General features: G+C 71.2%; 22 protein-coding genes and 2 pseudogenes. 13 read left to right on the forward strand and 11 right to left on the reverse strand.

All coding sequences use genetic code 11. From position 1 onward, the window contains the following. Window positions 1-14: 14 nt before the first annotated feature. Both ACGFYN_RS19555 and ACGFYN_RS19560 read left to right on the forward strand, forming a co-directional pair. Entirely contained in the window at window positions 15-1031 is a 1017-nt protein-coding gene (locus ACGFYN_RS19555) for a Gfo/Idh/MocA family oxidoreductase (protein ID WP_393867062.1), read from the forward strand. Next, window positions 1028-1894 (forward strand): sugar phosphate isomerase/epimerase family protein, encoded by an 867-nt coding sequence (locus ACGFYN_RS19560; RefSeq protein WP_393867063.1) that lies wholly within the window; start codon window positions 1028-1030, stop codon window positions 1892-1894. Before ACGFYN_RS19555 ends, ACGFYN_RS19560 begins: the two co-directional genes overlap by 4 nt. Window positions 1895-1954: 60 nt before the next feature. Here the strand turns inward: ACGFYN_RS19560 and ACGFYN_RS19565 are convergent, their stop codons facing one another. Together ACGFYN_RS19565 and ACGFYN_RS19570 are read right to left on the reverse strand one after the other, a co-directional pair. Then, window positions 1955-2389 (reverse strand): OsmC family protein, encoded by a 435-nt coding sequence (locus ACGFYN_RS19565; protein WP_393867064.1) that lies wholly within the window; start codon window positions 2387-2389, stop codon window positions 1955-1957. A gap of 21 nt (window positions 2390-2410) precedes the next feature. After that, window positions 2411-3499 (reverse strand): PP2C family protein-serine/threonine phosphatase, encoded by a 1089-nt coding sequence (locus ACGFYN_RS19570; RefSeq protein ID WP_393867065.1) that lies wholly within the window; start codon window positions 3497-3499, stop codon window positions 2411-2413. Between the two features lie 301 nt (window positions 3500-3800). On the opposite strand from ACGFYN_RS19570, the gene ACGFYN_RS19575 reads away from it, so the two are divergent. Next, window positions 3801-4223 carry an ATP-binding protein gene (locus tag ACGFYN_RS19575; RefSeq protein WP_393867066.1) on the forward strand — a complete coding sequence of 141 codons (423 nt, stop codon included), beginning with the start codon at window positions 3801-3803 and terminating at the stop codon, window positions 4221-4223. A 16-nt stretch (window positions 4224-4239) separates the two neighbouring features. Here the strand turns inward: ACGFYN_RS19575 and ACGFYN_RS19580 are convergent, their stop codons facing one another. Both ACGFYN_RS19580 and ACGFYN_RS19585 read right to left on the reverse strand, forming a co-directional pair. Then, complete coding sequence (locus tag ACGFYN_RS19580; RefSeq protein WP_393867067.1) at window positions 4240-4740, reverse strand: cysteine dioxygenase; 501 nt, start codon at window positions 4738-4740, stop codon at window positions 4240-4242. Then, window positions 4737-5672, reverse strand: coding sequence for an amidohydrolase (locus ACGFYN_RS19585; protein WP_393867068.1), 936 nt, complete (start codon window positions 5670-5672; stop codon window positions 4737-4739). Before ACGFYN_RS19585 ends, ACGFYN_RS19580 begins: the two co-directional genes overlap by 4 nt. Before the next feature lie 227 nt (window positions 5673-5899). Here ACGFYN_RS19585 and ACGFYN_RS19590 point away from each other — a divergent pair, with 227 nt between their 5' ends. Further along, a complete protein-coding gene (locus ACGFYN_RS19590; protein ID WP_393867069.1) occupies window positions 5900-6904 on the forward strand; it encodes a LacI family DNA-binding transcriptional regulator in 1005 nt (334 codons plus the stop codon). A 33-nt stretch (window positions 6905-6937) separates the two neighbouring features. Then, window positions 6938-7726 carry an SGNH/GDSL hydrolase family protein gene (locus ACGFYN_RS19595; RefSeq protein ID WP_393867070.1) on the forward strand — a complete coding sequence of 263 codons (789 nt, stop codon included), beginning with the start codon at window positions 6938-6940 and terminating at the stop codon, window positions 7724-7726. A 51-nt stretch (window positions 7727-7777) separates the two neighbouring features. Here ACGFYN_RS19595 and ACGFYN_RS19600 read toward each other — a convergent pair. Together ACGFYN_RS19600 and ACGFYN_RS19605 are read right to left on the reverse strand one after the other, a co-directional pair. Next, window positions 7778-8654 (reverse strand): annotated as a pseudogene (locus ACGFYN_RS19600) (IS5 family transposase). Window positions 8655-8698: 44 nt separating this feature from the next. Then, on the reverse strand, window positions 8699-9586 hold the full coding sequence (locus ACGFYN_RS19605) for a helix-turn-helix transcriptional regulator (RefSeq protein ID WP_393867071.1): 888 nt from the start codon (window positions 9584-9586) through the stop codon (window positions 8699-8701). Window positions 9587-9711: 125 nt separating this feature from the next. On the opposite strand from ACGFYN_RS19605, the gene ACGFYN_RS19610 reads away from it, so the two are divergent. Beyond that, window positions 9712-11097, forward strand: coding sequence for an MFS transporter (locus tag ACGFYN_RS19610; RefSeq protein WP_393867072.1), 1386 nt, complete (start codon window positions 9712-9714; stop codon window positions 11095-11097). Window positions 11098-11140: 43 nt separating this feature from the next. Here the strand turns inward: ACGFYN_RS19610 and ACGFYN_RS19615 are convergent, their stop codons facing one another. After that, window positions 11141-11773, reverse strand: a complete 633-nt coding sequence (locus ACGFYN_RS19615; RefSeq protein WP_393867073.1) for a hypothetical protein — start codon at window positions 11771-11773, stop codon at window positions 11141-11143. A gap of 75 nt (window positions 11774-11848) precedes the next feature. Further along, the gene (locus ACGFYN_RS19620; RefSeq protein WP_393867074.1) at window positions 11849-13534 is read right to left on the reverse strand and encodes a hypothetical protein; all 1686 of its coding nucleotides are present in this window, start codon (window positions 13532-13534) and stop codon (window positions 11849-11851) included. 168 nt (window positions 13535-13702) lie between these two features. Here ACGFYN_RS19620 and ACGFYN_RS19625 point away from each other — a divergent pair. Beyond that, window positions 13703-14916 (forward strand): annotated as a pseudogene (locus ACGFYN_RS19625) (carbohydrate-binding protein). Window positions 14917-14950: 34 nt separating this feature from the next. Here ACGFYN_RS19625 and ACGFYN_RS19630 read toward each other — a convergent pair. Next, window positions 14951-15631, reverse strand: a complete 681-nt coding sequence (locus ACGFYN_RS19630) for an alpha/beta fold hydrolase (RefSeq protein ID WP_393867075.1) — start codon at window positions 15629-15631, stop codon at window positions 14951-14953. A gap of 218 nt (window positions 15632-15849) precedes the next feature. Here ACGFYN_RS19630 and ACGFYN_RS19635 point away from each other — a divergent pair, with 218 nt between their 5' ends. Beyond that, window positions 15850-16584, forward strand: a complete 735-nt coding sequence (locus ACGFYN_RS19635) for an FAD binding domain-containing protein (protein WP_393867076.1) — start codon at window positions 15850-15852, stop codon at window positions 16582-16584. 36 nt (window positions 16585-16620) lie between these two features. Here ACGFYN_RS19635 and ACGFYN_RS19640 read toward each other — a convergent pair whose 3' ends face one another. Next, window positions 16621-17361 (reverse strand): GntR family transcriptional regulator, encoded by a 741-nt coding sequence (locus ACGFYN_RS19640; RefSeq protein WP_393867077.1) that lies wholly within the window; start codon window positions 17359-17361, stop codon window positions 16621-16623. A gap of 212 nt (window positions 17362-17573) precedes the next feature. Here ACGFYN_RS19640 and ACGFYN_RS19645 point away from each other — a divergent pair, with 212 nt between their 5' ends. Genes ACGFYN_RS19645 through ACGFYN_RS19665 form a run of 5 tightly spaced genes read left to right on the forward strand, consistent with a single transcriptional unit; the run spans window position 17574 to window position 23033 of the window. Beyond that, on the forward strand, window positions 17574-18725 hold the full coding sequence (locus ACGFYN_RS19645; RefSeq protein WP_393867078.1) for an ABC transporter substrate-binding protein: 1152 nt from the start codon (window positions 17574-17576) through the stop codon (window positions 18723-18725). After that, on the forward strand, window positions 18722-19621 hold the full coding sequence (locus ACGFYN_RS19650; protein WP_393867079.1) for an ABC transporter permease: 900 nt from the start codon (window positions 18722-18724) through the stop codon (window positions 19619-19621). Before ACGFYN_RS19645 ends, ACGFYN_RS19650 begins: the two co-directional genes overlap by 4 nt. After that, on the forward strand, window positions 19606-20424 hold the full coding sequence (locus tag ACGFYN_RS19655) for an ABC transporter permease (RefSeq protein WP_393867080.1): 819 nt from the start codon (window positions 19606-19608) through the stop codon (window positions 20422-20424). The genes ACGFYN_RS19650 and ACGFYN_RS19655 overlap by 16 nt, the downstream gene beginning before the upstream one ends. Before the next feature lie 3 nt (window positions 20425-20427). Then, on the forward strand, window positions 20428-21504 hold the full coding sequence (locus ACGFYN_RS19660) for an ABC transporter ATP-binding protein (protein ID WP_393867081.1): 1077 nt from the start codon (window positions 20428-20430) through the stop codon (window positions 21502-21504). Between the two features lie 59 nt (window positions 21505-21563). Continuing rightward, window positions 21564-23033 carry an HAD-IA family hydrolase gene (locus ACGFYN_RS19665; protein WP_393867082.1) on the forward strand — a complete coding sequence of 490 codons (1470 nt, stop codon included), beginning with the start codon at window positions 21564-21566 and terminating at the stop codon, window positions 23031-23033. A gap of 26 nt (window positions 23034-23059) precedes the next feature. On the opposite strand, the gene ACGFYN_RS19670 is transcribed toward ACGFYN_RS19665, so the two are convergent. Then, window positions 23060-23473: an SRPBCC family protein gene (locus ACGFYN_RS19670; RefSeq protein ID WP_393867083.1), complete on the reverse strand. Its 414-nt coding sequence runs from the start codon at window positions 23471-23473 to the stop codon at window positions 23060-23062. Window positions 23474-23571 lie beyond the last annotated feature (98 nt).

Consider the following 23571-nt stretch of genomic DNA (forward strand, 5'->3'; position numbering starts at 1 on the left):
GTGAAGGAACGACCATGACCGTACGTGTAGGTGTCGTCGGAGCCGGCTGGATCGGCCATGAGCACATCCGGCGCCTCACCGAGACCATCACCGGCGCCCGCGTCACCGCGGTCACCGACATCGACGCCACCCGCGCCCAGGAGGCCGCGGCGCCGGTCGGCGCCCGGGTGCTGCCCGACCGCGCCGCCGTGGTCGCCGCGGACGACGTCGACGCGATCCTCGTGACGTCGTGGGGTCCGACCCACGCCGAGCACGTGCTCAACGCGATCGCGGCGGGCAAACCGGTGTTCTGCGAGAAGCCCCTGGCCACCACCGCCGCGGACTGCCTGAAGATCATCGACGCCGAGACCACCCACGGCCGCCGCCTGGTGCAGGTCGGCTTCATGCGCCGCCACGACGCCGGCTACCGGCAGATGAAGCAGGTCATCGACTCCGGCCGGATCGGTGCCCCGCTGATCGTGCACTGCGCCCACCGCAACCCGACGGTGCCGGAGTCGTACACCTCCGCGATGGCGGCGCTGGACACGGCCGTGCACGAGGTGGACGTGCTGCGCTGGCTGCTGGACGACGAGATCGTCTCCACCCAGGTCGTCACGCCGCGCGCCACGACCAAGCGGTTCCCGCACCTGAAGGACCCGCAGATCATGCTCTTCGAGACCGCCAAGGGCGTCCGCATCGACCTGGAGGTCTTCGTCAACTGCCAGTACGGCTACGACATCCAGTGCGAGACGGTCGGCGAGGAGGGTCTCGTGCGGCTGCCCGACCCGGCCGCCGTCGGCGTGCGCACCGCCGCGCAGCACAGCACCGAGGTGCTCACGGACTGGGTGGGCCGCTTCCGGGACGCGTTCGACACCGAGTTCCGCGAGTGGATCGCCGGCATCGCCGCCGGCGAGGAGCCCACGGGCCCCTCGGCGTGGGACGGTTACGCCGCCACCGTCATCACCGCCGCGACGGTCGAGGCCCTGGAGTCGGGCCATGCCGTCAGCACCGGCCTCAAGCCCCGTCCCGCCTTCTACGGAGGTGCCGCGTGAAGATCGCCATCGACCCGTACATGTTCCGTGCCCTGCCGATCGACGAGATGGTGCGCACGGTCGCCGAACTCGGCTATGAGTACATCGAGTTGTCGCCGCGTGAGGACTTCATGCCGTTCTTCCTGCACCCGCGGGCGGACGACGGACGCGTCGCCGAACTGAAGAACGCCCTGCGCACGCACGGCGTCAGGCTCTCCTCGGTGCTGCCGCTGTACAAGTGGTCCTCGCCCGACGAGACCGAGCGGCAGTCCGCCGTCCGGTACTGGAAGCGGATGATCGAGATCACCACCGACCTCGAATGCCCGCTGATGAACTCGGAGTTCAACGGCAGGCCGGAGCGTGGCGCCGAGAGCGAGGCCGCCTTCTGGCGCTCGATGGAGGAGCTGCTGCCGGTCTTCGAGCGGGAGGGCATCGCCCTCAACCTGGAGGCCCACCCGGACGACTTCTGCGAGGAGAACGCCCCCGCGGTCGAACTGGTCCGCGCCATCAACAAGCCGTGGGTGAACTACCTCTACTGCGCGCCGCACTCCTTCCACCTGTCGGGTGCGGACCCGACGGCGGACGTCGCGGCGATGATGCGCCACGCCGGGGACAAGCTCCAGCACGTGCACATCGCGGACTCCTTCAACCACAAGGGTTCCAGCGGTCTGCGCTACATCCTCAACCCGCCCGGCACCGCCGCCCGGATCCACCAGCACCTCGACATCGGTCAGGGCGAGGTCGACTGGGACGCGTTCTTCGGCACGCTCCGCGAGCTTGACTTCGACGGTGTGGCCACGGCGTGCGTCTTCGCCTGGGAGGAACGCGCCAAGGAATCCTCGGCGTTCATGCTCGACCGCATCACGAAGGAACTGGCCGGCTGATCGCCGTGATCCTCGCTCCGGGTCTCGCACGACCGTGCGTGCCCCGGAGCCATCGCCGTGTCAGACGTCCTCGACCGTCGCCGTCACGGGCGTGCCGATCTCGATCGTGCGGCTGACCGTGCAGAGGCGGTCGTGGGAGGTCTTGACCGCCCGAGGGAGGATGGCGCGGGCGCGGTCCGCCCCCTCGCCGCCGGGGAAGAGGACGGTGAAGGTGACCGCGAGGTCGGTCATCCGGTTGCCGAGGTCGTCGTCGACCTTGTTGCCGGTCACCTTGACGGAGAAGCCGGCGGGCTCGGCGTGGCGGCTGGTGGCGACGTCGACGTCCACCGCCGTGCAGCCGCCGATCGCGGCGAGCAGCAGCTCGACCGGGGTGAACTCGGTGTCCGATCCGGAGCCGCTGCCGAAGCGGATGGTGCCGCCGCGCGTGTTCATGGCGACGAAGTGTCCGGTGCTGGATCGCTCGACGGTGACGGAGCGCAGGGAGTCTTCGGTCATGGTGACGACACTAACGCCGCGTCACAGGTCCTCGCCGGATTCGCCGGCCGTATGACGGTGGTAGCGCAGCAGGAGCATCGCCGCGTCGTCGTGGGGCGGCCCTGCGGTGTGCCGGACCAGGTCCTCGCGCAGGGTGTCCAGCGCGCCCTGGGCGTCGGTGTTCTTCAGGAGCGAGGCCCGCTCGCCGAGCGGATAGAAGTCGCCGTGCCGGTCGCGGGCCTCGCTCACGCCGTCCGTGTAGAGCAGCAGTTGCTCGCCGGGCGCGAAGCCGACGGAGAACGGCTTGGGGCTGCCTTCGGAGTGCAGACCGAGGCCGAGGGGCGGCGCGTAGGCCGGCGGCTGCGGGAAGTGGGCGGTGCCGTCCTCGCGGACGACCATCGGCGCCGGGTGGCCGTAGTTGAGGAAGACGGCCTCGTGCCGCGTGCCGACCTCGGCGAGGACCGCGGTGACGAACTTCTCCCCCTCCAGCACGCGGGCCACGCTGCGCTCCAGGCGCTCGCCCAGGCCGACCAGGTCGGGCTCGTCGTGCGCCGCCTCGCGGAACGCGCCGAGCACCACGGCGGCCGTCTCGACCGCGGCCAGTCCCTTGCCCTGCACATCGCCCACGATCATCCGCACGCCGTGCGGTGAGGAGACCACCTCGTACAGGTCGCCGCCGATACGCGCCTCGGCGACCGCCGAGGTGTACGACACCGCGGCCTGCAGCGGCCCGGCCGTCAGCGGCACCGGCCGCAGCAGCACGCGCTGGGCGACCTCCGCGATCGAGCGCACGCTGGCGAGTTCGGCCTCCTGGCGTCCGCGCATCACGGCGGCCGCGATGCCCGCGCAGGTCACCCCCACCACCGACACCATGGCCATGAAGCCGCGGCGCTCCTGGAACAGCCCGTCGTACAGCCCCAGCGCGACGCACAACAGGAGGGCGGCCAGGCCGAACCACGCCGTACGCCGCCATCCGCCGACCAGTCCGGCGAAGGCCGGGCCGAGCGAGGCGAGCGGCAGGAATCCCAGCCCGGGAACGGTGAGGATGTCCGCGACCGCGACCACCGCCATCACCGCTGCGGGCAGCCAGAGCAGCAGCGTGTGACTGCGCTGCGCCTTCTGTGCGGCCATGACGTGCTCCTCGGTGACCAGGCACCCGGGAGCCGCCTTCCGCGGGGGCCCCTCTTTCACCCTCGGACACACCACAAACTGCCAGGTGGCCCGCGTCGGCGGCCCGGAGTTTTACCCAATTGAGTCCCAGGGCTGATATTTCCCGACCCGTGCACGAGCCAATTCGGGCGCCAAGGGTTGCCGATCAAGGGCACAGGGCATCAGCAGTGGGCAGGACCGGCCGCGCGAGATGACGCGGCCCCCGGGTGGGCGGACTGGCCGCGGGGAAACCGGGTTGTCCTAGGAGGGGATGTGATCCACCATGCGTACGCAGAGGCGTACCCATGGACGTTCCGTACGAGTGGAGTACCTGCTGCTCGACGAGGCCGCATCGGCAGGCCGGGCACGGGGGCTCACCTCGAAGTTCCTTGCCCGCTCCCGCATTCGGACGGGGACGGCGCCCGCCCAGATCGACGACGTGAAGCTCGTCGTGTCCGAACTGGTCACCAACGCCACCCAGCACGGCCGCAGCGCCTGCCGGCTCAGGCTCCACGTGTCCGAGGAGCGGGTGACGGTCGAGGTCTACGACGACAGCCCGCTCCCGCCTCGGGTACGGCCGTTCACCGCCGACGGTGAGCACGGCCGCGGGCTGGCCATGGTGCGGTGCCTCGCGCAGCGTCTGGACGTCTCGACGGTGACCGGGGGCGGCAAGCGGGTGCGCGCGGTACTGGCCCTGCCGTCGTAGGACCAACGGCGCAGCGTCAGGCCGCCGGTGTGTCCAGCGGCCTCAGCTCGTCCGCGTACGACACGGAGAGGCGGCGCATCAGCCCGTCCTCGGCGATGTCGTACTGGCCCAGGCGCCACAGCGGCGGCGAGTAGGCGTGGATCGACACGGCGTCGTCGGTCGCGCCGGTGAGCCGGTGGATGTGCTCCGGGCCGAAGCAGAAGGACTCCCCCGCCTCGAAGGTGACGGAGCAGTGGCTGCCGCCGATGCGCGGCGTGGACTCGTTGAGTTCACCCTGGACGACGGTGACGGCACCTGCGGAGGTGTCGTGGTCGTGCCAGCCGGTGTCGTTCTGCCGGGTCCAGCACAGCAGCCAGATGTCGACGTAGGCGTCCCGGTGCAGGGACGCGTAGTGCCGCTTGCTGTCGGAGAAGGCCACGTGGGCCCGCCAGAGGTCCGGGCGGGCGGCCAGGTCGGTCACGAATGCCTGGAGTTCGCGCTTCTCGAGGGTCCGCTCGGGCAGGGACTCGTACGTCATGAGTGGCTCCTTTCTCGGCTGCGTCCCGTGTGCGGCACGGTGGGGGTGCGGCCGTGCAGCAGGCGGGCGGGGTTGGCGGTGCGCAGGGCGTGGACGGCGGCGTCCGCGCCGAGGTCGGGGATCACGAGGGGTGCGTAGGGGCGGTCGCTGCCGCTGACGACCACGTCGATGCCCACGTCCCGGACGAGGGCGTCGACGGCCCGGGTCCCGTAGGACGAGGTGTCGTAGAAGACGTCGAAGTCGATCTTGCCGCGGCCGCCGCCGCGGGCGGCGAGCCGTTCGCCGTGCAGTGGCGCGAGGCCCGCGAGCGCGGCGAAGCAGACGCGCAGGCGCGGGTGGCGGGTGCGACCGAAGGTGCGGAAGGCGAACCAGGACGTGTGCATCTGCTGCACGTAGGGGACCAGGGCCGGCCACCACGGCGGGGTGCCGGCGGCGGGTGGGGCCGCGCCGGGATGGACGAGGAGCGGCTTGTCGTGGCGCGTGAGGACGTCGAGGAGGGGTGCGCAGCGGGCCCAGCCGGCCGCGTCGAGGAGTGCTGTGGCCGGGAGTTGGAGGCCGACGCAGCCGCGGCGGAGCTCGCGTTCCACGGCGTCGGGGTCCGGTGCCGGCAGACAGCAGGAGGCCCACACGGCGAAGGGTGCCGGGAGGGCGAGGGCGCCGTCGTGGAACGCGGCCAGGAGCGGGGCGGCCTCGGCGGGCGGCAGGTGTTCGATGCCGAGCGGGCTGGAGAGGGACACCAGGGCCAGGTCGAGTCCGTCGTCGGCGGCGAGGCGGGTGCGGGCGGCGATGTCGTGGTCGGCCGCATCGACGCGGTAGGGCGGTTCGCCGGCCAGGTGCAGGGTCCAGCCGTCGAGGTGCGGGGGCGCCGTGCGCGAGCGCAGCAGCTCGACGAGGGCGGGCGGCCAGATGTGCTGGTGGACGTCGGTGAACACGCGGGACGTTCCTCGGGGCGGGCAGGTACGGGATGGTCGGGAGGGTTTTGTTAACCGATTCACTTATGCGGTTAACTTAACCGCTTAACAAGCGAGAGTGTCAAGGGGGCTGCGGGGATCGGGCCGGCATCCGGCAGTGATACGGGCGCCACACGAGCCCCACTGCCGAGGGTCGTTCGGCGGGCCTTGCGCCCCCGGCGGGCATTCATCCAGGTAGGCTTCCCGGCATGGCCAGGCCCAACAAGCGCACCACCCTCCGGGAGGTGGCCGAGGCCACGGGCCTCTCCACCGCAGCCGTCTCCTACGCGCTGCGCGGCAAGCACGTCTCCAAGGAGACCGAGGAGCGGGTGCGCAAGGCCGCGGCCGAACTCGGCTACGAGGTCGACCCCATCGCCCGCGCCCTCGCCAGCGGCCGCACCAGCATGGTCGGCGTCCTCGCGGGCGACCTTCAGGACCTGTGGCTCCAGCAGCTGATGGCGGCCATCGGCCGCGAACTGCTGGCGGGCGACCGGTACGCGCTGATCCTGGACGCGGGCGGCGACCCCGACCGTGAACTCGCCCTCGCCAAGCAGCTGCGCGACCAGCGCGTCGACGCGCTCCTGGTCTCCCCGGTCAACCCCTCGGCGGAGGGCTGGTCCGCAATCGCCGACGCACTGCCCGTGGTCGCCGTCGGCGACTCGCTGAGCCGGGCCCGCACGGCGGGCCAGGTCATCTTCGACAACCGCGCCGGCATCGACGCCGTACTGGAGTATCTGCACGCCCTCGGGCACCGCCGGGTGACCGTGCTGACCCCGACCCGCCCGAGCACACCGGACCGGCCTGCCGACGTGTACGTGGGCGAGGCGGCCGACCGGCTCGGGCTGCGGGCCGAACTGGTCCCCTGCCCGCAGGAGTTGAGCGAGGCCACAGCGGTGGCGCGCGGTGTGCTGCAGAGCTCGCACTCACCGACCGCCGTGTTCTGCTTCTCCGACTCCCTCGCGTACGGCGTGTACGCGGCCGCCGCGGAGGACTCGCTGGAGGTGGGCCGGGACGTGTCCGTGGTGGGCTTCGACGACCACCCCGTGTCGCGGGTGCTGACACCGCCGCTCACCACGGTGGACTGGGGACTGAGCGAGATCGCGGCGGAGGCCGCGCGGCTGACCGTCGCGGCCATCGAGGGCAAGCGGGTGCGCAAGAAACGGGTGCTGTGCGCACCGCGGATGCGCGAGCGCGGCTCCACCGTCCGCGCCTGAACTCCGAATGAACCGAAGATAGACTTTTGCGGCATGACCGTCTCACACCCGTTCATGCGCTACGTCGCGATCGGCGACAGTCTGACCGAGGGCATCGGCGATCCCGGTCCGGCGGGCGGGCACCGCGGCTGGGCCGACCGGTTCGCCGAGATCCTGGCGCGGTCGCAACCGGGTCTCACGTACGCCAACCTCGCCGTGCGCGGCAAGACCAGCGGGCAGATCGAGGCGGACCAACTCGGGCCCGCCCTCGAACTGCGGCCCGACCTGGTGACGGTGACGGCGGGCATGAACGACGTGGTACGGCGGCGCTACGACCCGGAGGCCGTCGCCGCGAACATCGAGGAGATGTTCACCCGCCTCACCGCGGCGGGCGCGCACGTCGCCACGATGACCTTCCCGGACCTGGGCAAGATCTCACCGGTCGCCCGCCGGGTGCGGCCCCGCATCCTCGATCTCAACGCCCGGCTGCGCGTCGTGGCGGCCCGCCACGGCGTCGACGTACTGGACCTCTTCCCGCATCCGTTCACCGCCGACCCCCGTCTGTGGAGCGACGACCGGCTGCACGCGAGCCCGATCGGCCATGCCCGTATCTCCGCCGGCATGGCGCACACCTTCGGCGTCCCGGGGCACGAGGACTGGCCCGAGCCCCTGGCCGCACGTGTCCCCGTCCCCTTCCTCAAAGCCCTTGGCGCCGACGCCCGTTGGGCCGTCGACCATGTCGGACCCTGGGCGTGGCGGCGGCTGCGCGGCCATGTCCCCGGCGACGGCTTCACGGCGAAGCGGCCGGTGCCCCGTCCGGTGACGGTGCGGCAGGCGGGCTGAGGCGCCCGACGGGCCGTCTCCGGCGGCTAGGGCCTGTTGTGAAAATGCTGGTCACAGCCACTCGTTAATGGCTGCGACCAGCACGGTCGCGTCGAAACGGACGGCGAGTCTGTCGTAACGAGCGGCGACGGCCCGGTGGCGCTCGAGGCGGTTGATCCCGCACTCGACAGCGTGCCGCTGCTTGTAGTCGTCCTTGTCGAACGTCGGCGGCCGCCCACCGTGCGATCCGCGCTTGAGGCGGTTGCGGACACGGTCCGCCGGGACCGGGATGGTGGCCTTGATCCCGCGTCTGCGTGGGTAGGAGCGGTTGCTGCGGGAGTCGTGCGCCTTGTCGGCCCGGACCCGGTCCGGACGCTTGCGCGGCCTGCCGAGCCCTGGCCTCGGGACCCGGATGGCTTCCAGGACCGCTTCGAACTGCGGGGAATCGCCCCGCTGCCCAGCCGTGATCACGACGGACAAGGGCTTTTGCCCCTCCTCGACCGCGAGGTGGATCTTGCTGGTCAGTCCGCCTCGGGATCGTCCGAGTGCGTGGTCGGCCGGCTCGACGAAGACGCCGCCGGGCGGTTCCTTCTGAAGGTCCCCGTTTTCGCTGCTCCGGCGGCATGCCGGTGGGCCCGGCAGACGGTGGAGTCAACGTTCACGCTCCAGGTGATCAGGCCCTTGGCGTCCGCCTCGGCCTGCAGCTGGGTGAGGATCCTCGCCCAGGTCCCGTCCCGCTGCCAGCGCCGGAACAGGTCGCAGACCCGGTCCCACGGCCCATAGCGTTCCGGCACGTCGCGCCGGCGGGCGCCGGTCCGGGTCCGCCACCGTATGCCGTCTATGAGCCGCTGCCGCGTCCACACCTGCGGACGGCCTGGCTTGATGCCTGCGGCAACAACGGCGCCAGCCGGGCCGCCCACTGGCCGTTCGTCAGATCTCCACGCTCCACAGGAAGTGATCATCAACGAACAAGATCCACTTTCGCAATAGACCCTAGCCCTGTCTCCGAGAGGGTGAGACGGGCGCCGTGTCGCCGGAACCGACGGACGGGCCGGAGGCGGCGAGGTCGAGGAGCGTCATCTTGTCGTGGTCCGGGCTGCCGGGCGGCGCCATGTAGATGACGAGGCGCTGGCCTTGTGCGCGGTTGAGGGACAGCCCTTCGTGCGAGAGCGTCATCGTGCCGACCTCCGGGTGTCGGAGCGTCTTCTCGCCGTCGCCGATCGTGTGCACCTCGTACCGCTCCCAGAGCCGGTTGAAGTCGGGGCTCTTGACGATCAGCTCACCTACGAGTGCGGCGAGATCCGGGGCATCCGGATCGGTGCCGGCGATCGCCCGCAACTGGGCGACGCACCCCTTGGCCTTCTGTTCCCAGTCCGCCCACAGCTCGCGGGCAGCTGGGTGCAGGAAGATGTACCGGACGGTGTTCCGCTGCCGCTGCGGCCAGTCGGCGATGCCGTGGAGCAGCCGCAGCCCGCTGGGATTGGCCGCCAGCAGGTCGTTGGTGCGGCTCACGACGTACGCCGGGTTGGGCCGGAGCGTCTCCAGAAGCTGCGTGACGGTCGGACGCACCCGCCGTGACGGCAGGGGACGGGGCTCGGGTGCACGCCGCGCCGCCCGCGCCGCCAGCTCGTGCAGGAAGCCGCTCTCCTCCTGGTTGAGGCGGAGGGCGTCGGCCAGCGCCTCGACCACGGAGGGGCTCGGATGGGTCTCCTTGCCGCGTTCCAGACGTATGTAGTAGTCGATGCTCACACCGGCCAGCGCCGCCACCTCCTCCCGGCGCAGCCCCGGCGTACGGCGCGTTCCGGTTCCGGCGGGCAGCCCGACGTCTGCCGGGCGTACGTCGCCACGGCGAGCCCGCAGAAACTTCCCGAACTCGGTCATGCCGTCATTCTGCCAGCGTGTGATCAGCGGTCCAGCCCGAAGCCTGGCCCTGTTACACCCCCCTATGGCGCACCCCTGAAGATCACGGTCTGCCTCGCCCTCGCGCGCCTCACCAGTCTGGACGGATGACCACGCTTGAACCAGCCCGCGCGTCACAGGATGCCCGGCAACGCACGGCCGCACCGAAGCTGATCCTGGCGACCACGTTCATGGGCATCTTTCTGCTCAACCTCAACACCATGGCGATGAACGTGGCGCTGCCCGCGATCGGGCGGACCTTCGGCGGCAGCACGGCGGGACTGCAATGGATCGTGGACGCCTACACGCTGATGTTCGCCGCACTCCTGCTTTCCGCGGGCACGCTCTCCGACCGTATCGGGGCGAGCCGCGCGTTCGGCGCCGGCGTCGTGGTCTTCACGCTCGCCTCGGCGGCCTGCGGACTGGCGCCGGGGCTGGGCGAGCTGATCGCCGCCCGCCTGATCCAGGGGAGCGCGGCGGCGATCATGCTGCCCTCCTCGCTGGCCCTCGTCCGGCAGACATTCCCGGACGCGGCCGAACGGGCACGGGCCATCGCGCTGTGGACCGTTGGCGGAGCCGTCGCGGTTGCGGCCGGCCCGGTGGCCGGCGGGGTGCTGTCCAGCACTCTGAGCTGGCGGGCGATCTTCGTCGTCAACCTGCCCGTCGGCATCGCCACCCTCGCGGTGCTGACCCGCGCGGAGCGCTCGCCGCGCCGTGCCGCGCCGCTCGATCCGTACGGCCAGCTCACGGCGATCGTCGCGCTCGCGGCGCTCACCTTCGCGGTGATCGACGGAGGGGAGAACAGCTTCGGCGAGCCCGTGGTGCTGGGCTGCCTGGGGCTCTCCGCAGTGGCGACGGCCGCGTTCATCATGATCGAGGCACGTACCGCCGCGCCGTTGGTCCCGCTCGGCCTCTTCCGTTCGCGCACGGTGACGGTTTCGGTCGTGATCGGCTTCGTCGTCAATGCCGCGTTCTACGGGCTGGTGTTCGTGCTGAGCCTGTTCTTTCAGGACGTTCTGAACCTGTCCGGCATGGCCGCGGGGCTGATGTTCCTACCGATGATGGCCGTGATCGCCGGAGCCAACCTGGCCTCGGCCAGGGCTGCGGCACGCTTTGGGCCGCGGATGCCGATCACCACGGGACAAGCGATCTTCGCGCTGGCGATGTTCGGCCTGCTCTGGATCGACGAGGGCACCAGCAGGCCAGTGATCGCGGCGATGCTCATCCCGGTCGGCCTCGGCCTAGGTTTCTTCGTACCTTCCCTGACCGCCATCCTGCTGAACGACATCGCCGCAGATCGGGCCGGAATGGCCGCCGGGATCCTGAACTCCTTCCGGCAGACGGGCGGCGCGCTGGCCGTGGCCGTCTGCGGAGCCTTGGTCGCGGACCGGGGTGAGTTCATTGTGGGTCTGCGGGTCGCCTTGTGCGTCGCGGTTGTGATGCTGATAGCCACCACGGCCGCGGCCCTCATGCTGCCGCGCGGCCGTAGCTGACGGGACGGTGACGGGGATGTCTGGCGCGGGCCCGGTGATGAACTCAACCTGAGGGAGCCGGGCGGCGCACGTCGTGAGGGCGCTCCTCACCTCGCCTCGGCCTGATGAGGGGCACCCCGACCTTCAGATCGGCTAGGGTCCGCCACCGTATGCCGTCTATGAGCTGCCGCCGCGTCCACACCTGCGGACGGCCTGGCTTGATGCCTGCGGCAACAACGGCTCCAGCCGGGCCCACTGGCTGTTCGTCAGATCGCCACGTCCCACAGGAACGGTGCTCGACGGTGGCCAGCAGTACGCAGAGCGCGGGCCGGGCGCGGCCGACGGACGGGTAGGCGATGCGCAGTTGCGTCCATCCGTCGAGCGTGGGCCGCGTCATGTCGTGGGCGACGGCCGTGGCCCAGCGGGCGTCCGGCAGTCCGCCCGGGTCCCCGGTGACCGCCTCGTAGCCCGTGACGGCCGCTCCCTCGACCCGCATCACCGCCGCCGAGCAGTGGAAGTGGCCGGTGACGGCCCGGGCCAGTTCGGCGCAGGTGGTGGGCTCGTCGAGGGTCGTCCCGATTCCGGCCAGCAGCCTTCGCAGCACGCCGGCCGGGACCGACGCGTCGCCCACCTGCCCGGCCACGCCGCCCGCCGCGGGACCGCGGATCGAGCGGATCACTCGTACGACACCCAGCACGTACAAATCCTGACAAAGACCAGGGTTGTGTGCACCACGCGGGTCGGGCGGCCGGGTCGGGCACGTGCCGAAGGCTCAGTTCTCCTCGTCGCAGCAGGCGCCGGGCCCTGGCGCGCTCTCCAGACGGCAGAAGCAGGACGCTTCGATCGGTACGTCCGCGGTCGCGGCCGCGACCTTCAGCTGCTGGGCCACGATGCCGGCCTCGCCGTGCTTGCCGAGTCGCACGAGGCACTCGTGGAAGCCGTGCAGGGACCAGACGTTGGCCGGGTGCTGCCGCGCCCGCGGCACGGTCTCGTCCAGGCCCAGGTCGGCCCGGTAGACGGCCTCGGCCTCGGCGACCAGGCCCTGTTCGAGGAGCAGTGCCCCATAGGCGTGCCGGGTGGGCTGCATCCAGCCCCACGGTTCGTCGTAGGGCAGTCCGTCGTCGAGCTCGATCGAGCGGCGCAGCGCGGCGAAGGCCGCGTCGTGGTTCCCCTTGCGGTACTCCAGCTCGCCCTCCAGCATCGCCGCGGCGATCTCCAGGAGGTCCGCGCAGGTGTTGTTGAACAGCATCCGGCTCTCCGGGACTCGGGCGGCGGCGGCGCGGAACAGGTCGCGCTCGGCGTCCGCCTCGTCGATACGGCCCGTGGCCGAGAGGGCGACGCCGCGCGCGTAGTGCCGCATCGCCGTGGTCGTGCTGTACAGCTGCGCGTCGGCGGGCAGCGGGAGGCCGAGGATGTCGTCCCAGCGGCCGAAGCGGATGAGCACGTGCACCCGCATCGCGAGGAAGCCCTCCAGCCAGTCGGCCATGGGCGGGCTGTCCACGCGCAACAGGTCCTCGGGTACGGACGCTTCGAGCCGGCGCACCGTCTCGATCGCGTCCTGGTGGCGGCCGAGGAACATCGCGCCGTAGATCTTGAAGTGGAGGTTGTGGCACCGGTAGAGGGTGTAGAAGTTCATCGCCCCGGCCTCGGCCAGGAACTTCTCGTCGGCCTCGGTCGCCGTGGTGTTGTCGGAGACGACCCTGCGGTAGTCGCCGCAGAGCACTTCCAGATGGGACGGCATGTGCTGGAGGTGTCCCGCGTCCGGCACCAGACCGCGCAGCCGGTCACCGGCGAACAGGGCGGCCTCGGGCGTCGGGGACATCTCCATCAGGTGGATGTACATGTGCAGCAGGCCGGGGTGCCGGGCGCCCGCCTCGGTGGCGAGCGCCGGCTCCAGCACCGCCCTGGCCTCCGCGGTCCGCGCGCCGGGCGCCGGTGTGCCCGTGCGGAGGTCCCACAGCTGCCAGGGGGTGAGGTTCATCAGGGCGTCGGCGTACAGGGTGGCCACGTCGAGGTCGTCGGGGGCCAGCAGGTGGACCTCACGCATGCTCTCGGCGTAGGCGGCGTTCCATACGGAACAGACCTCGACCGCGGGTGCCCGCGGCTGCGGATAGCGGGTCCGCAGGGCTCCGATCAGGGCCTGTTCCACGGGGGTGGCCGCGGCGGACTTGGCGTGCGCGCGCTGGACCGCGGCAGGGGTGCGCTCCACCGTCAGGGCCAGATCCTTCTCGTCGAAGAACTCCCACGGCTTGTTGTAGTTGGGCCCAAGCGCGTAGGCGATGCCCCACTCGGCCATGGCGCAGCCGGGGTCCGCCGCTGCGGCGGCCTCGAAGCAGCGGACGGATTCTTCGTGGTTGAAGGCGTAGGTCCAGTTGAGTCCGCTGTCGAAGCACGTCTGCGCCTCGGCGGAGGAGGTCGTCACACGCCGGCCGTGGCTGCCGAGGTCGTAAGAGGTCACCCGTCACGAAATACCGCACATCGGCCGTAAGGCACAAGACGCACGGGTGCGAAGGTAAAAGAATTCTATGGTCCAGACCAAAACGGTATTTGGTCTAGTCCAACCCATGGACGTGGTCGCGGGGCGGCAGGAAGCTGAGGCACTCCCCCACCCCACCGGAGGCACACCGTGAGACGTCTTCGCGCATGTCTGGGCGCGGCAGCGGCAGTTGGACTCACCGCAGCGGGCACCACAGCACTGATCGCAGGACATGCGTCGGGCGCGACCAGCGCGCTCGACAACCGCTGGTACGCGGCGGCTCCGTACCTGATGCCGCTGGACAACGACCCGCCGGACCCGGGCGCGATCATGGACGCCACCGGTCTCAAGGCCTTCCAGCTCGCCTTCGTCCTCGCCCCCAACGGCGGTGGCTGCTCGCCCACTTGGGGCGGCACCGCACCCGTCTCGTCGGACACCGCCGTGCAGTCCGTCATCAACACCATCCGCGGCAAGGGCGGCGACGTGTCCGTGTCCATCGGCGGCTACGGAGGCACGAAGCTCGGTCAGGCCTGCTCGGACGCGACGGCCACGGCGGCGGCGTACCAGCAGGTCATCACCAAGTACGGCCTGCACGCCATCGACTTCGACCTGGAGGAGCCGGAGTACGAGAACACCGCGGCCATCAAGAACGAGATCGGCGCCGCGAAGATCCTCCAGCAGAACAACCCCGGCCTGTACGTCTCCGTCACCACGGCCGGCACCGCCGACGGCACCGGCTGGTTCGGCAAGCAGATGCTGCTGGAGGCCAAGTCGCAGGGCTTCACGCCCAACAACTTCTCCATCATGCCGTTCGACGGAGGCTTCAACGGCGCGGCCTCGCAGACGAGTGCGCTCACCAACTTCAACTCGATCCTGCAGTCGACGTTCGGCTGGGACCAGGCCACGGCCTACGCCCACGAGGGCTTCTCCGGCATGAACGGGCGCAGCGACACGGGCGAGATGTTCTCCCAGGCGGACTTCCAGACCGTGCTCGACTACGCCACCAGCCACAACATGGACCGCTTCACCTTCTGGTCGCTGAACCGGGACCGCCAGTGCAGCCCGCCGGACAACGGCGGCCGCACGTCCGGCACTTGCTCCAGCGTGGCGCAGAACTCCTGGGACTTCGCGAAGTACTCGGTGAAGTTCGCGGGCGCCACGCCGCCGGAGTCGACCCCGACCCCCACTCCGACCCCCACGCCGACGCCCACCTCGTGCAAGACCGCGTGGAGTTCGGGCTCCGTCTACACCGCCGGTGACGAGGTCTCGTACAACAAGCACAACTGGAAGGCCAAGTGGTGGACCCAGAACGAGGCGCCGGCCGCCTCCGACTGGGCCCCTGGCAGGACGAGGGGGCGTGCTGACGCCTGACCGACGGGCCTGCGGTGCCGTTCGCCCTCATAGGTGGACGGCACCTTCGGCAGCACAGGCCTCCGCCATCAACCCCTCGGCGTCCGCGTCCACTTGGAGCATCTGGCCGACGATCTCGGTGGTGGCGCGATGCCAGTCCTCGATGCGGTGGAGCATCGCGTGGTCGCCGCCCCCGACCACCACCATGCCGGCCTCGACCCCGGCCTCCCGGGCCCTGCGCACGTAGTCCGCCGATTCGGCCGGAGGGGTGACACGGTCCTGGTCACCGTGCAGAACCACCAGGCGCACGCCGTCGAGGTGGCGGGCCGAGTCCTGGGGCGGACACCACGGCGCCAGCGCCAGCACGCCCCGCACGAGCGGGTGCGACGCACAGCGCAGCGCCGCCCTGCCTCCCATCGAGTGCCCTACGAGGATCGCGGGCGCGTCTCCCACCCGCCGCTGGAGTTCGTCGAGCGCCCGCAGCGCGTCGTCGGCGGGATCGCCGTCGTTCCATCCGCGGTGCCGGTAGCGGACCCGGCCGAGCAGGACGTCCCGGGGTGCGGCCACCGCCGCGGCCCGCAGGACCGGGTGCATGCGGAGCGCGGCCAGTTGCCAGGGGCGCGCCACCCGGCGGCTCAGTTCCGAACCACCGTGCAGGGTGATGATCGCCGCGGACGCCGCTCCAGGCGGCGCGTGCCGCACAATCAGCGCGGACTCGGTTCCCTGCACTGCTCCAGCGCGTCCCACCGGTACGGCACCCCTCTCATCCGGACTCTCCATCCTCCCCCGAAGATCCCGCGCGGCGAGCACCGAGGGGGCGCACAGTACAGATCAGTGAGCCCTGTACGCGCCTCCACGCTGATGAGGAAGATGCGCCGTGTCCGCGGGCTCGCGCCCCGGACACGCGCACCTCAGCTCCACCTCGTCGAGAAAGCAGGTCCGCTCCCGTGCTGCTACATCTGCCCGAGTCCGTGTCCGAAGCGCAGGAGTGCATCGCCGAGGGAGCCGTCCCCATCGGCGGGGCGACGCTGATCTGGGCCGGCTGGCAACGCGACGGGTTCCCCGAGCGGGCCATGTCGCTGCGCAACCTGCCCGAGGCCAATGTGATCACCCCCGGGACGCTGGGCGCCGCCGTGGTGCTGGGCCGTATCGACGAGCGTGTGCCCGAGGTCCTGCACCGGGCGGCGGCCACGGTGGGCACGGGCGCCGTGCGCCGGACGGCCACCGTCGGCGGCAACATCGTGGGCAGTACGCTGCGCTGTCTGCTGCCGGCCGCGCTGGTACTGGACGCCCGGGCGACGGTCCTCGACCGCGACCGGGTCTTCGAGACCGACCTCGCCGAGCTGCTCGCCAAGCACCACCTTCTGCTCAGCCTTCACTGGCGTGAGCCGGTCGTCAGCGGCTACCGCAAGCTGCCCGCCGAGGCGGGCGGTCCGCCGCCGTTCGTCGCCGCGGCCGCGGTGCACACGGACGAGGAGGGGCTCGGCCGCCTGCACGTCGCCGTCCGCGACGGTTACGACGTGCTCTGGGACGACGTGCCCTGCGGCACGGGGAGCGACGAGGCGATCGGCGCCCTGGGCGCCACCTCCGTCGGCACGCTCCACTCCGCGGCATGGCAGGTCGTGCGCGATCACGTCATCGAGCTGCTGAGCCGCCCGGTCGGCCGGCCCCCGGAGCGATGAACAGGCTTCCCGGCCAATGGGGTCGGCGTCCGCCGCTCACTCCGCCGTCTTGCGCGCCAGGGCGTTGTTGTCCATCGAGTTGTGGACGCTGAAGCTCACCGCGTCCGAGCGGTAGCGGTCGTCCGACCACTCCACCGGGCGTCCTTCGCGGGTAGTGGTGACGCGGCGGACGCGGAGCAGGGGGCTGGTGCGGCGGATGCCGAGCAGCTCGGCGTCCTGCGCGCCGGCCGCGACCGCGTCGATGACGTGCTCGCCGTACGCGAAGACCAAACCCGTGCTGTCGTACAGCAGTTGGGTGACGGACGCGGCGTCCGGGTCCAGCTTCTCGACGGCGGGTGAGATCCAGTCGGCGTAGACGGTGCGCTCGAGCAGGACCGGTTCGCCGTCCAGGCCGCGGACCCGCAGGACGTGCAACACCGGCGCTCCCTCGCGCAGTTGGAGCCGCGTGGCGTCCTGCGCGGTGGCCGGCAGGTACTCCTGCGCCACCACGTGCCCGGTCGCCTCCCGGCCCATCGCCCGCGCCCACTGGGCGAAGCTTCGCAGCTCGGCGAAGCTCTGGCTGCGGCGGCTGGCCAGGACGACCCGGCGGGCGCCCTGCCGGGAGCCGATCAGGCCCTCGGCCGTGAGCGCGGCGACGGCCTGGCGGACGGTGCCGCGCGAGACGCCGTAGTGGCCGGCGAGCTCGGTCTCGGAGGGCAGCCTGCTGCCGACCACGTACTCCTCGCGGTCGATCGCCCGCCGCAGTTCGTCGGCGATCTCCTCGTGTCGCGTCCCCACCGTTCCCCTCCGAGTCGGCATCTGTGCACAGCGTGATCAGCGTAGACGAGAGTCCGCAGTGATCGCGCTTTCCTCTGATTGTGCAGGGAATCGGGGGTAAAGATTTCGCCACAGTTTACGGAAGCGATACCGCGGACCGCCTTACTGAGGCCAACTTGTTCAGACAAGTTCTCACCCTCGTGCGTCACCTGCGCCCCCTTTCTGGAGTCACCGTGTCCCAGCCGAGAACCGTCGCACTGAGCGGCGCGCTCGCCGTCGTCGCCGCGCTCGCCCTGAGCGCCTGCGGCGCCGCTCCCGACAACGCCTCGACCACCGCCGACGGCCAGAGCGCCGCAACGGCCACCTCCGCGGCCGACTTCGGCGGGCTCGACGCCCTGGTGAAGGCCGCCAAGAAGGAAGGCACGCTGCACGCCATCGCGCTGCCCCGCGACTGGGCCGACTACGGCGCCCTCATCGACGGCTTCACCAAGAAGTACGGCATCAAGATCCAGGTGGAGAACCCCGACGGCTCCAGCCAGGACGAGATCAACGCCGTGACCTCGCGCAAGGGCCAGGACCGCGCCCCCGACGTCCTGGACCTCGGCAGCTCCTTCGCGCTCAGCGCCGCCCAGCAGGACCTGCTCGCGCCGTACAAGGTGGCCTCCTTCGCCGACATCCCCGCCGCGCAGAAGGACCCGCAGGCACGCTGGTACAACGACTACGGCGGCTACATCTCCATCGGCTGCGACGCCAAGCGCGTCAAGACCTGCCCGACCACCTTCGCCGATCTGCTCAAGCCGCAGTACAAGGGCCAGGTCGCGCTCAACGGCAACCCCACCAAGTCGGGTTCGGCCTTCGGCGGCGTGTACGCGGCGGCGCTCGCGAACGGCGGCTCCTTCGACGACATCCAGCCCGGCCTCGACTTCTTCGCCAAGCTGAAGAAGAACGGCAACTACACGCCCGTCGAGTCGACTCCGGCGACGGTCGAGAAGGGCGAGACGCCGATCAGCATCGACTGGGACTACCTGAACGCCGGTTACGCCGACGAGTTCAAGTCCAAGGGTGTCGACTGGAAGGTGTCGGTGCCCTCCGACGGCAAGTTCTCGCAGTACTACTCGCAGGCGGTCGCCAAGGACGCCCCGCACCCGGCGGCCGCCCGCCTGTGGCAGGAGTACCTGTACAGCACCGAGGGCCAGAACCTCTGGCTCAAGGGCTACGCCCGTCCGGCCCTGATGACGGCCATGGACAAGGCCGGCACGCTCGACAAGACCGCGGCCGCCAAGCTCCCGAAGGTCTCCGGCACGCCCTCCTTCCCGACCGAGGCCCAGCAGAGCAAGGCGAAGACGGTCATCGCGCAGGGCTGGGCGAAGGCCGTCTCCGGATGACGGCCACGCTCACGCGGGCCGACGTGGTGACCGCCGCTTCCCCGAAGCGGCGGCGCCACGCCGGCGGCTGGCTCGCCGTCGTCCCGCTGCTGCTGTTCACCGCGATCGCCTTCGGGGTCCCGGCGATCGCCATGCTCAACGGCGCCTTCACGGTCAAGGACCAGACCACGGGCGCCGGTTCGTACAGCGCGGCGAACCTGACCACCTCGCTGCGCGGCGCGTATCTGACCGCGCTGCTCGGCAGCGTCAAGCTGTCCGCGGTCTCCGCAGGCATCGCCGCCGTGCTCGGGCTGCCGCTCGCGCAGGTCGTGGTCACCTCGCGGTTCCGTGCCCTGCGAGAGGCCGTGCTCACCGCGTCCGGGGTGCTCGCCAACTTCGGCGGTGTCCCGCTGGCCTTCGCGTTCGTGGCGACGCTCGGCAACGCCGGTGTCCTGACCCGCCACCTGGGCCTCACCGACAAGGGCTGGAGCCTCTACAGCTTCTGGGGCCTGGTCATCGTCTACCTGTACTTTCTCATCCCGCTGATGGTGCTCACCATCACGCCGGCCCTGGAGGGCCTGCGCACCCAATGGCGTGAGGCGGCGCAGAACAACGGGGCCACCGCCGTGCAGTACTGGCGGCACGTCGCCCTGCCCGTCCTGCTGCCGTCCCTGCTCGGCGGGCTGGTGCTGCTCTTCGGCAGCGCGTTCGCCGCGTACGCCACCGCCGCGGCCATGGTGGGCAGTTCGGTCCCGCTGGTCACGCTGCAGATCGCCGATGCCATCTCCGGCAACGTGCTGGTCGGCCAGGAGAACGTGGCGCTCGCCCTCAGCCTCGACATGGTCCTGGTCGCGGGCCTGGTCATGGCCATGTACCTGCCCCTGCAACGACGGAGCGCGCGATGGCTCGACGCATGAACCCGTGGCGGTGGGTCGTCCTCGGACTCGCCGCCCTGTACTTCCTCGTCCCGCTCGCCGCGTCCGTGGTCTTCACCGTCGACGTGCCGGGGCAGGGTGTCACCTTCGACGCCTACCGCGAGATCGTCTCCACCGCCGGCTTCGGCTCCAGCCTGCTGCTGTCGATCGAACTCGCCCTCGCCACCATCGCGTTGGTCCTGCTGCTGATGGTGCCCGCCATGGTCGCGCTCCGGCTCGGCGCGCCCCGGCTGCGGCCCGTGGTGGAGGTGGTGTGCTCGCTGCCCCTGGTCGTGCCGCCGATCGCCTTCGTCGCCGGTATCTCCACCGTCCTGAAGTGGGGGCCCGAATACCTCTCGCGCACCCCGCTGTTCGAGACCTTCGTGGCCGTGCAGAACCCGGGATTCCCGTTCGTGCTCGTCCTCGCGTACGTCGTGATGGCGCTGCCGTTCGTCTACCGGGCGCTGGACTCGGGGCTGCGCGCCATCGACGTGCGCACCCTGGTCGAGGCCGCCCGCAGCTGCGGTGCCCCCTGGCCGCAGGCGCTGCTGCGGGCCGTGCTGCCCAATCTGCGCGGGGCGCTGCTCAACGCCGCCTTCCTCACGCTCGCGCTGGTCCTCGGCGAGTTCACCGTGGCCCAGCTGCTCGGCTTCCAGCCGTTCGCGGTGTGGATCTACAGCGTCGGCGGCTCACAGGCCCAGCTGTCCGTCGCCGTGTCCGTGCTGAGCCTGCTCGTCACATGGGCCCTGCTCCTCGCGCTCGCCGGTGTCGGCGGGCGCAACCGTACCGCTTCGTCCCGGGGATGAACCATGACCGCCACCACGCTTGAGAAGACGTCCGTCGACAAGGCCGCCAGGGTCGAATTCCGCGGACTGCGCCGGGAGTTCGGGGCGACCGTCGCCCTCGACGGGCTGGACCTGACGGTGCAGCCCGGTGAGTTCCTGGCACTGCTCGGCCCGTCCGGCTGCGGGAAGACCACCGCACTGCGCATGCTCGCCGGCTTCGAACACCCCGACTCCGGCGAGGTGCTGGTCGACGGCGAGGACGTCACCCGGGTGCCGGCCCACCGCCGTGACGCCGGGATGGTGTTCCAGTCGTACAGCCTCTTCCCGCATCTGAACGCGCTCGACAACGTCGCCTTCGGGCTGCGGATGCGGAAGGTGGGCACGGCCGAACGCCGGTCCCGGGCGGCCGGGTTGCTCGAGCTCGTCGGTCTCGCCGACAAGGGCGATCGCTTCCCGCACCAGCTCTCCGGCGGCCAGCAGCAGCGCATCGCGCTCGCCCGTGCCCTCGCGCTGCGCCCCCGCGTCCTGCTGCTGGACGAGCCGCTGTCCGCGCTGGACGCCAAGGTACGGCTCACCCTGCGCGAGGAGATCCGCCGCCTCCAGCAGGAACTCGGTATCACCACGCTGTTCGTGACGCACGATCAGGAGGAGGCGCTGTCGGTCGCCGACCGCGTCGCAGTGATGCGGGACGGCCGGCTCGAACAGTGCGCCCAACCGGCCGAGTTGTACGGTCGTCCCGCCACCGCCTTCGTCGCGGAGTTCGTCGGCACGATGAGCCGGATTCCGGGTCTGCTGTCCGGTTCCACCGTGGAGGTCCTGGGCCTGCGGCTGCCCGCCGAGGGCACCCTCCCCTCGGCTGCCGAGGTGGACGTGCTGGTGCGGCCCGAGGCCGTGCAGGTCACCGCGGACGACACCGGCGACGCCCGGGTGATCGCCACCGCGTTCCTCGGCGCGGCCACCCGGCTCACCGTGCGCCTGACCGACGGCACGGAGGTGAAGGCCGACCTGCCCACGCACGAGGCCGCCCCGCTGAGCGCCGGTGCGGCCGTACGGGTGTCGCTGCCGGAACGGCCGGTGCTGGTCGCCGCACGCGTGGCATGACGCGCCCGAGAATCCACGCCGGACACTCCCCCCACACGCCCCACGCGAAAGAAGAGACCGTGACCCGACCCCCGCTCCAGGCCGTCCTGTTCGACATGGACGGCACGCTCGTCGACACCGAGCGCCTGTGGTGGGAGGCGGTGGACCACGTCGCGGCGCATCTCGGGCGGCCGCTGACCGACGCCGACCGGCCGGAGGTGCTCGGCCGTCCGGTCGAGCACACCGCGGCCTGGCTGAGCCGGCTCACGGCCGAGCCGGCCGCGCGGCTGACGGACCGGCTGCACCAGGAGTTCACCGACCGCGTCCGCACCGGCATCGAGCCGCGCCCCGGCGCGATCGCCCTGCTCGACGCGCTCGCCCGCGAAGGCGTCCCCACCGCGCTGGTCACCGCCTCGCCGCGCACGGTCACCGACGACGTCCTGGCCGTGCTGGGCACCGACCGCTTCCGGGTCTGTGTCACCGCGGACGACACGGCGCACACCAAACCGGCGCCCGACCCCTATCTCGCCGCCTGCCGGGCCCTCGACGTCGACCCGGCGCACTGCGTGGCCGTCGAGGACACCCCCACCGGCGTCAGCTCCGCCGAGGCCGCCGGCTGCACGGTGCTCGCCGTGCCGTCGCTGGCCCCGATCGACCCGGCACCGGGCCGGACGGTCGTGGAGAGCCTCGAGGAGGTGACCCCTGAGCGGTTGCGCTCCCTGGTCGGGCGGCCCCGGCTGCGCGTCATGAGCTGGAACCTCTGGTACGGCGGCACGAAGGTCGACGACCACCGCGCCAAACAGGTCAAGGTCATCCTGGACACGGAGGCCGACGTCGTGGGCCTCCAGGAGACCGCCGCCACCTCCGCCGCGGAACTCGCCGAGGCGCTCGGCTGGTACCACCACCAGGCCGGCGAGAACCTCGGCATCATCAGCCGCCACCCCATCACGGCCCGGCTCGGCGACCCGGACGTCGGCTTCTACGGAGCGGCAGGCGCCCGTATCCGCATCGACGCCACGCGGGAGGTGGACGTATGGACGGCCCATCTCCACTACACGCCGTACGGACCCTACGAGGCGGCCTTCGACGGGCTCGGGCCGGACGAGCTGATCGCCCATGAAGACGTACGGCTGGAGCAGATGCGGGAGGCCTTGCGGCGGATCGCGGAGTCCGCGGACGGGGCCACACCGGTGATCCTGACCGGTGACTTCAACTGCCCGTCCCACCTGGACCGGCCCGACGTGGCATGGTCCGTGACGCGGGCGGCCGAGGAGGCCGGGCTGCGCGACTCCTACCGGCAGGCCCACCCCGATCCGGACCGCGCGCCGGGCCACACCTGGTCGCCGGTGCACACATGGAACGAGGACGACCGCTCCCGCCGGGAGCCGCAGGACCGTATCGACTACGTCCTGCACAACGGCCACGGCCTGGAGGTCGTCGACTCCCGGACCGTCGTCACCGGCACCCCGCACGACTGGCCGGACGTGGCGGGCAACGACTGGCCGTCGGACCACGCGGCGGTCCTGACGACCTTCGCCGTCAGGCCCTGACGACGCTGCCGCGGTTCGGCGCCGCGTCAGCCGCCCGCGTTCTCCACCCGTAGCCGCACCTGTTCCTCCAGGCGCTCCAGGCTCCTGTCCAGGGCCTGGAGCGCCGCCTTCTCTCCGGGGTCGTGCTCGTCGTCCAGGAAGGACAGGTGCACGGTGACCTCGCTGGCGCCGCTGTCGAGGCCGGCGACCTGGAGGTAGCCGGTGTAGCCGCCGTCGTGGCGGGTGCCCCATTCCAGCCGCATCTGGTCCGGGCGGGGGCGCAGCAGGGCGGGCGTGTCCTGGTCGGTCCGGTCCTCGTGGACGGTGACGGCGGGCGCGTTCTCGGAGTGCACATGCAGTTCGTCCGGCAGCCAGCCCTCCAGTTGGCCGAGGTTCGCGGCCTGGTCGAAGACGTGCTCGGGCAGCGCGGGCATGGCGCGGGAACGTTCGTATTCGGTCATCGCTCTTCGTCCCTCGACGTGCAGCCTACACGGCGACGCGTGCCCTTTTTGCCGGTCTTGAATCAGTTGCTCCGTCCGAGTGGTGGATCCGCGCGGGC

The organism is Streptomyces sp. NPDC048419, assembly GCF_043200415.1.
In the GTDB taxonomy this organism is placed as follows: domain Bacteria; phylum Actinomycetota; class Actinomycetes; order Streptomycetales; family Streptomycetaceae; genus Streptomyces.

Coding starts and splice junctions, on each gene's coding strand:
- ACGFYN_RS19555 (WP_393867062.1), top strand. CDS start 15: ATGACCGTACGTGTAGGTGTCGTCGGAGCCGGCTGGATCGGCCATGAG.
- ACGFYN_RS19565 (WP_393867064.1), bottom strand. CDS start 2,389: ATGACCGAAGACTCCCTGCGCTCCGTCACCGTCGAGCGATCCAGCACC.
- ACGFYN_RS19570 (WP_393867065.1), bottom strand. CDS start 3,499: ATGGCCGCACAGAAGGCGCAGCGCAGTCACACGCTGCTGCTCTGGCTG.
- ACGFYN_RS19575 (WP_393867066.1), top strand. CDS start 3,801: ATGCGTACGCAGAGGCGTACCCATGGACGTTCCGTACGAGTGGAGTAC.
- ACGFYN_RS19580 (WP_393867067.1), bottom strand. CDS start 4,740: ATGACGTACGAGTCCCTGCCCGAGCGGACCCTCGAGAAGCGCGAACTC.
- ACGFYN_RS19590 (WP_393867069.1), top strand. CDS start 5,900: ATGGCCAGGCCCAACAAGCGCACCACCCTCCGGGAGGTGGCCGAGGCC.
- ACGFYN_RS19595 (WP_393867070.1), top strand. CDS start 6,938: ATGACCGTCTCACACCCGTTCATGCGCTACGTCGCGATCGGCGACAGT.
- ACGFYN_RS19605 (WP_393867071.1), bottom strand. CDS start 9,586: ATGACCGAGTTCGGGAAGTTTCTGCGGGCTCGCCGTGGCGACGTACGC.
- ACGFYN_RS19610 (WP_393867072.1), top strand. CDS start 9,712: ATGACCACGCTTGAACCAGCCCGCGCGTCACAGGATGCCCGGCAACGC.
- ACGFYN_RS19650 (WP_393867079.1), top strand. CDS start 18,722: ATGACGGCCACGCTCACGCGGGCCGACGTGGTGACCGCCGCTTCCCCG.
- ACGFYN_RS19655 (WP_393867080.1), top strand. CDS start 19,606: ATGGCTCGACGCATGAACCCGTGGCGGTGGGTCGTCCTCGGACTCGCC.
- ACGFYN_RS19660 (WP_393867081.1), top strand. CDS start 20,428: ATGACCGCCACCACGCTTGAGAAGACGTCCGTCGACAAGGCCGCCAGG.
- ACGFYN_RS19670 (WP_393867083.1), bottom strand. CDS start 23,473: ATGACCGAATACGAACGTTCCCGCGCCATGCCCGCGCTGCCCGAGCAC.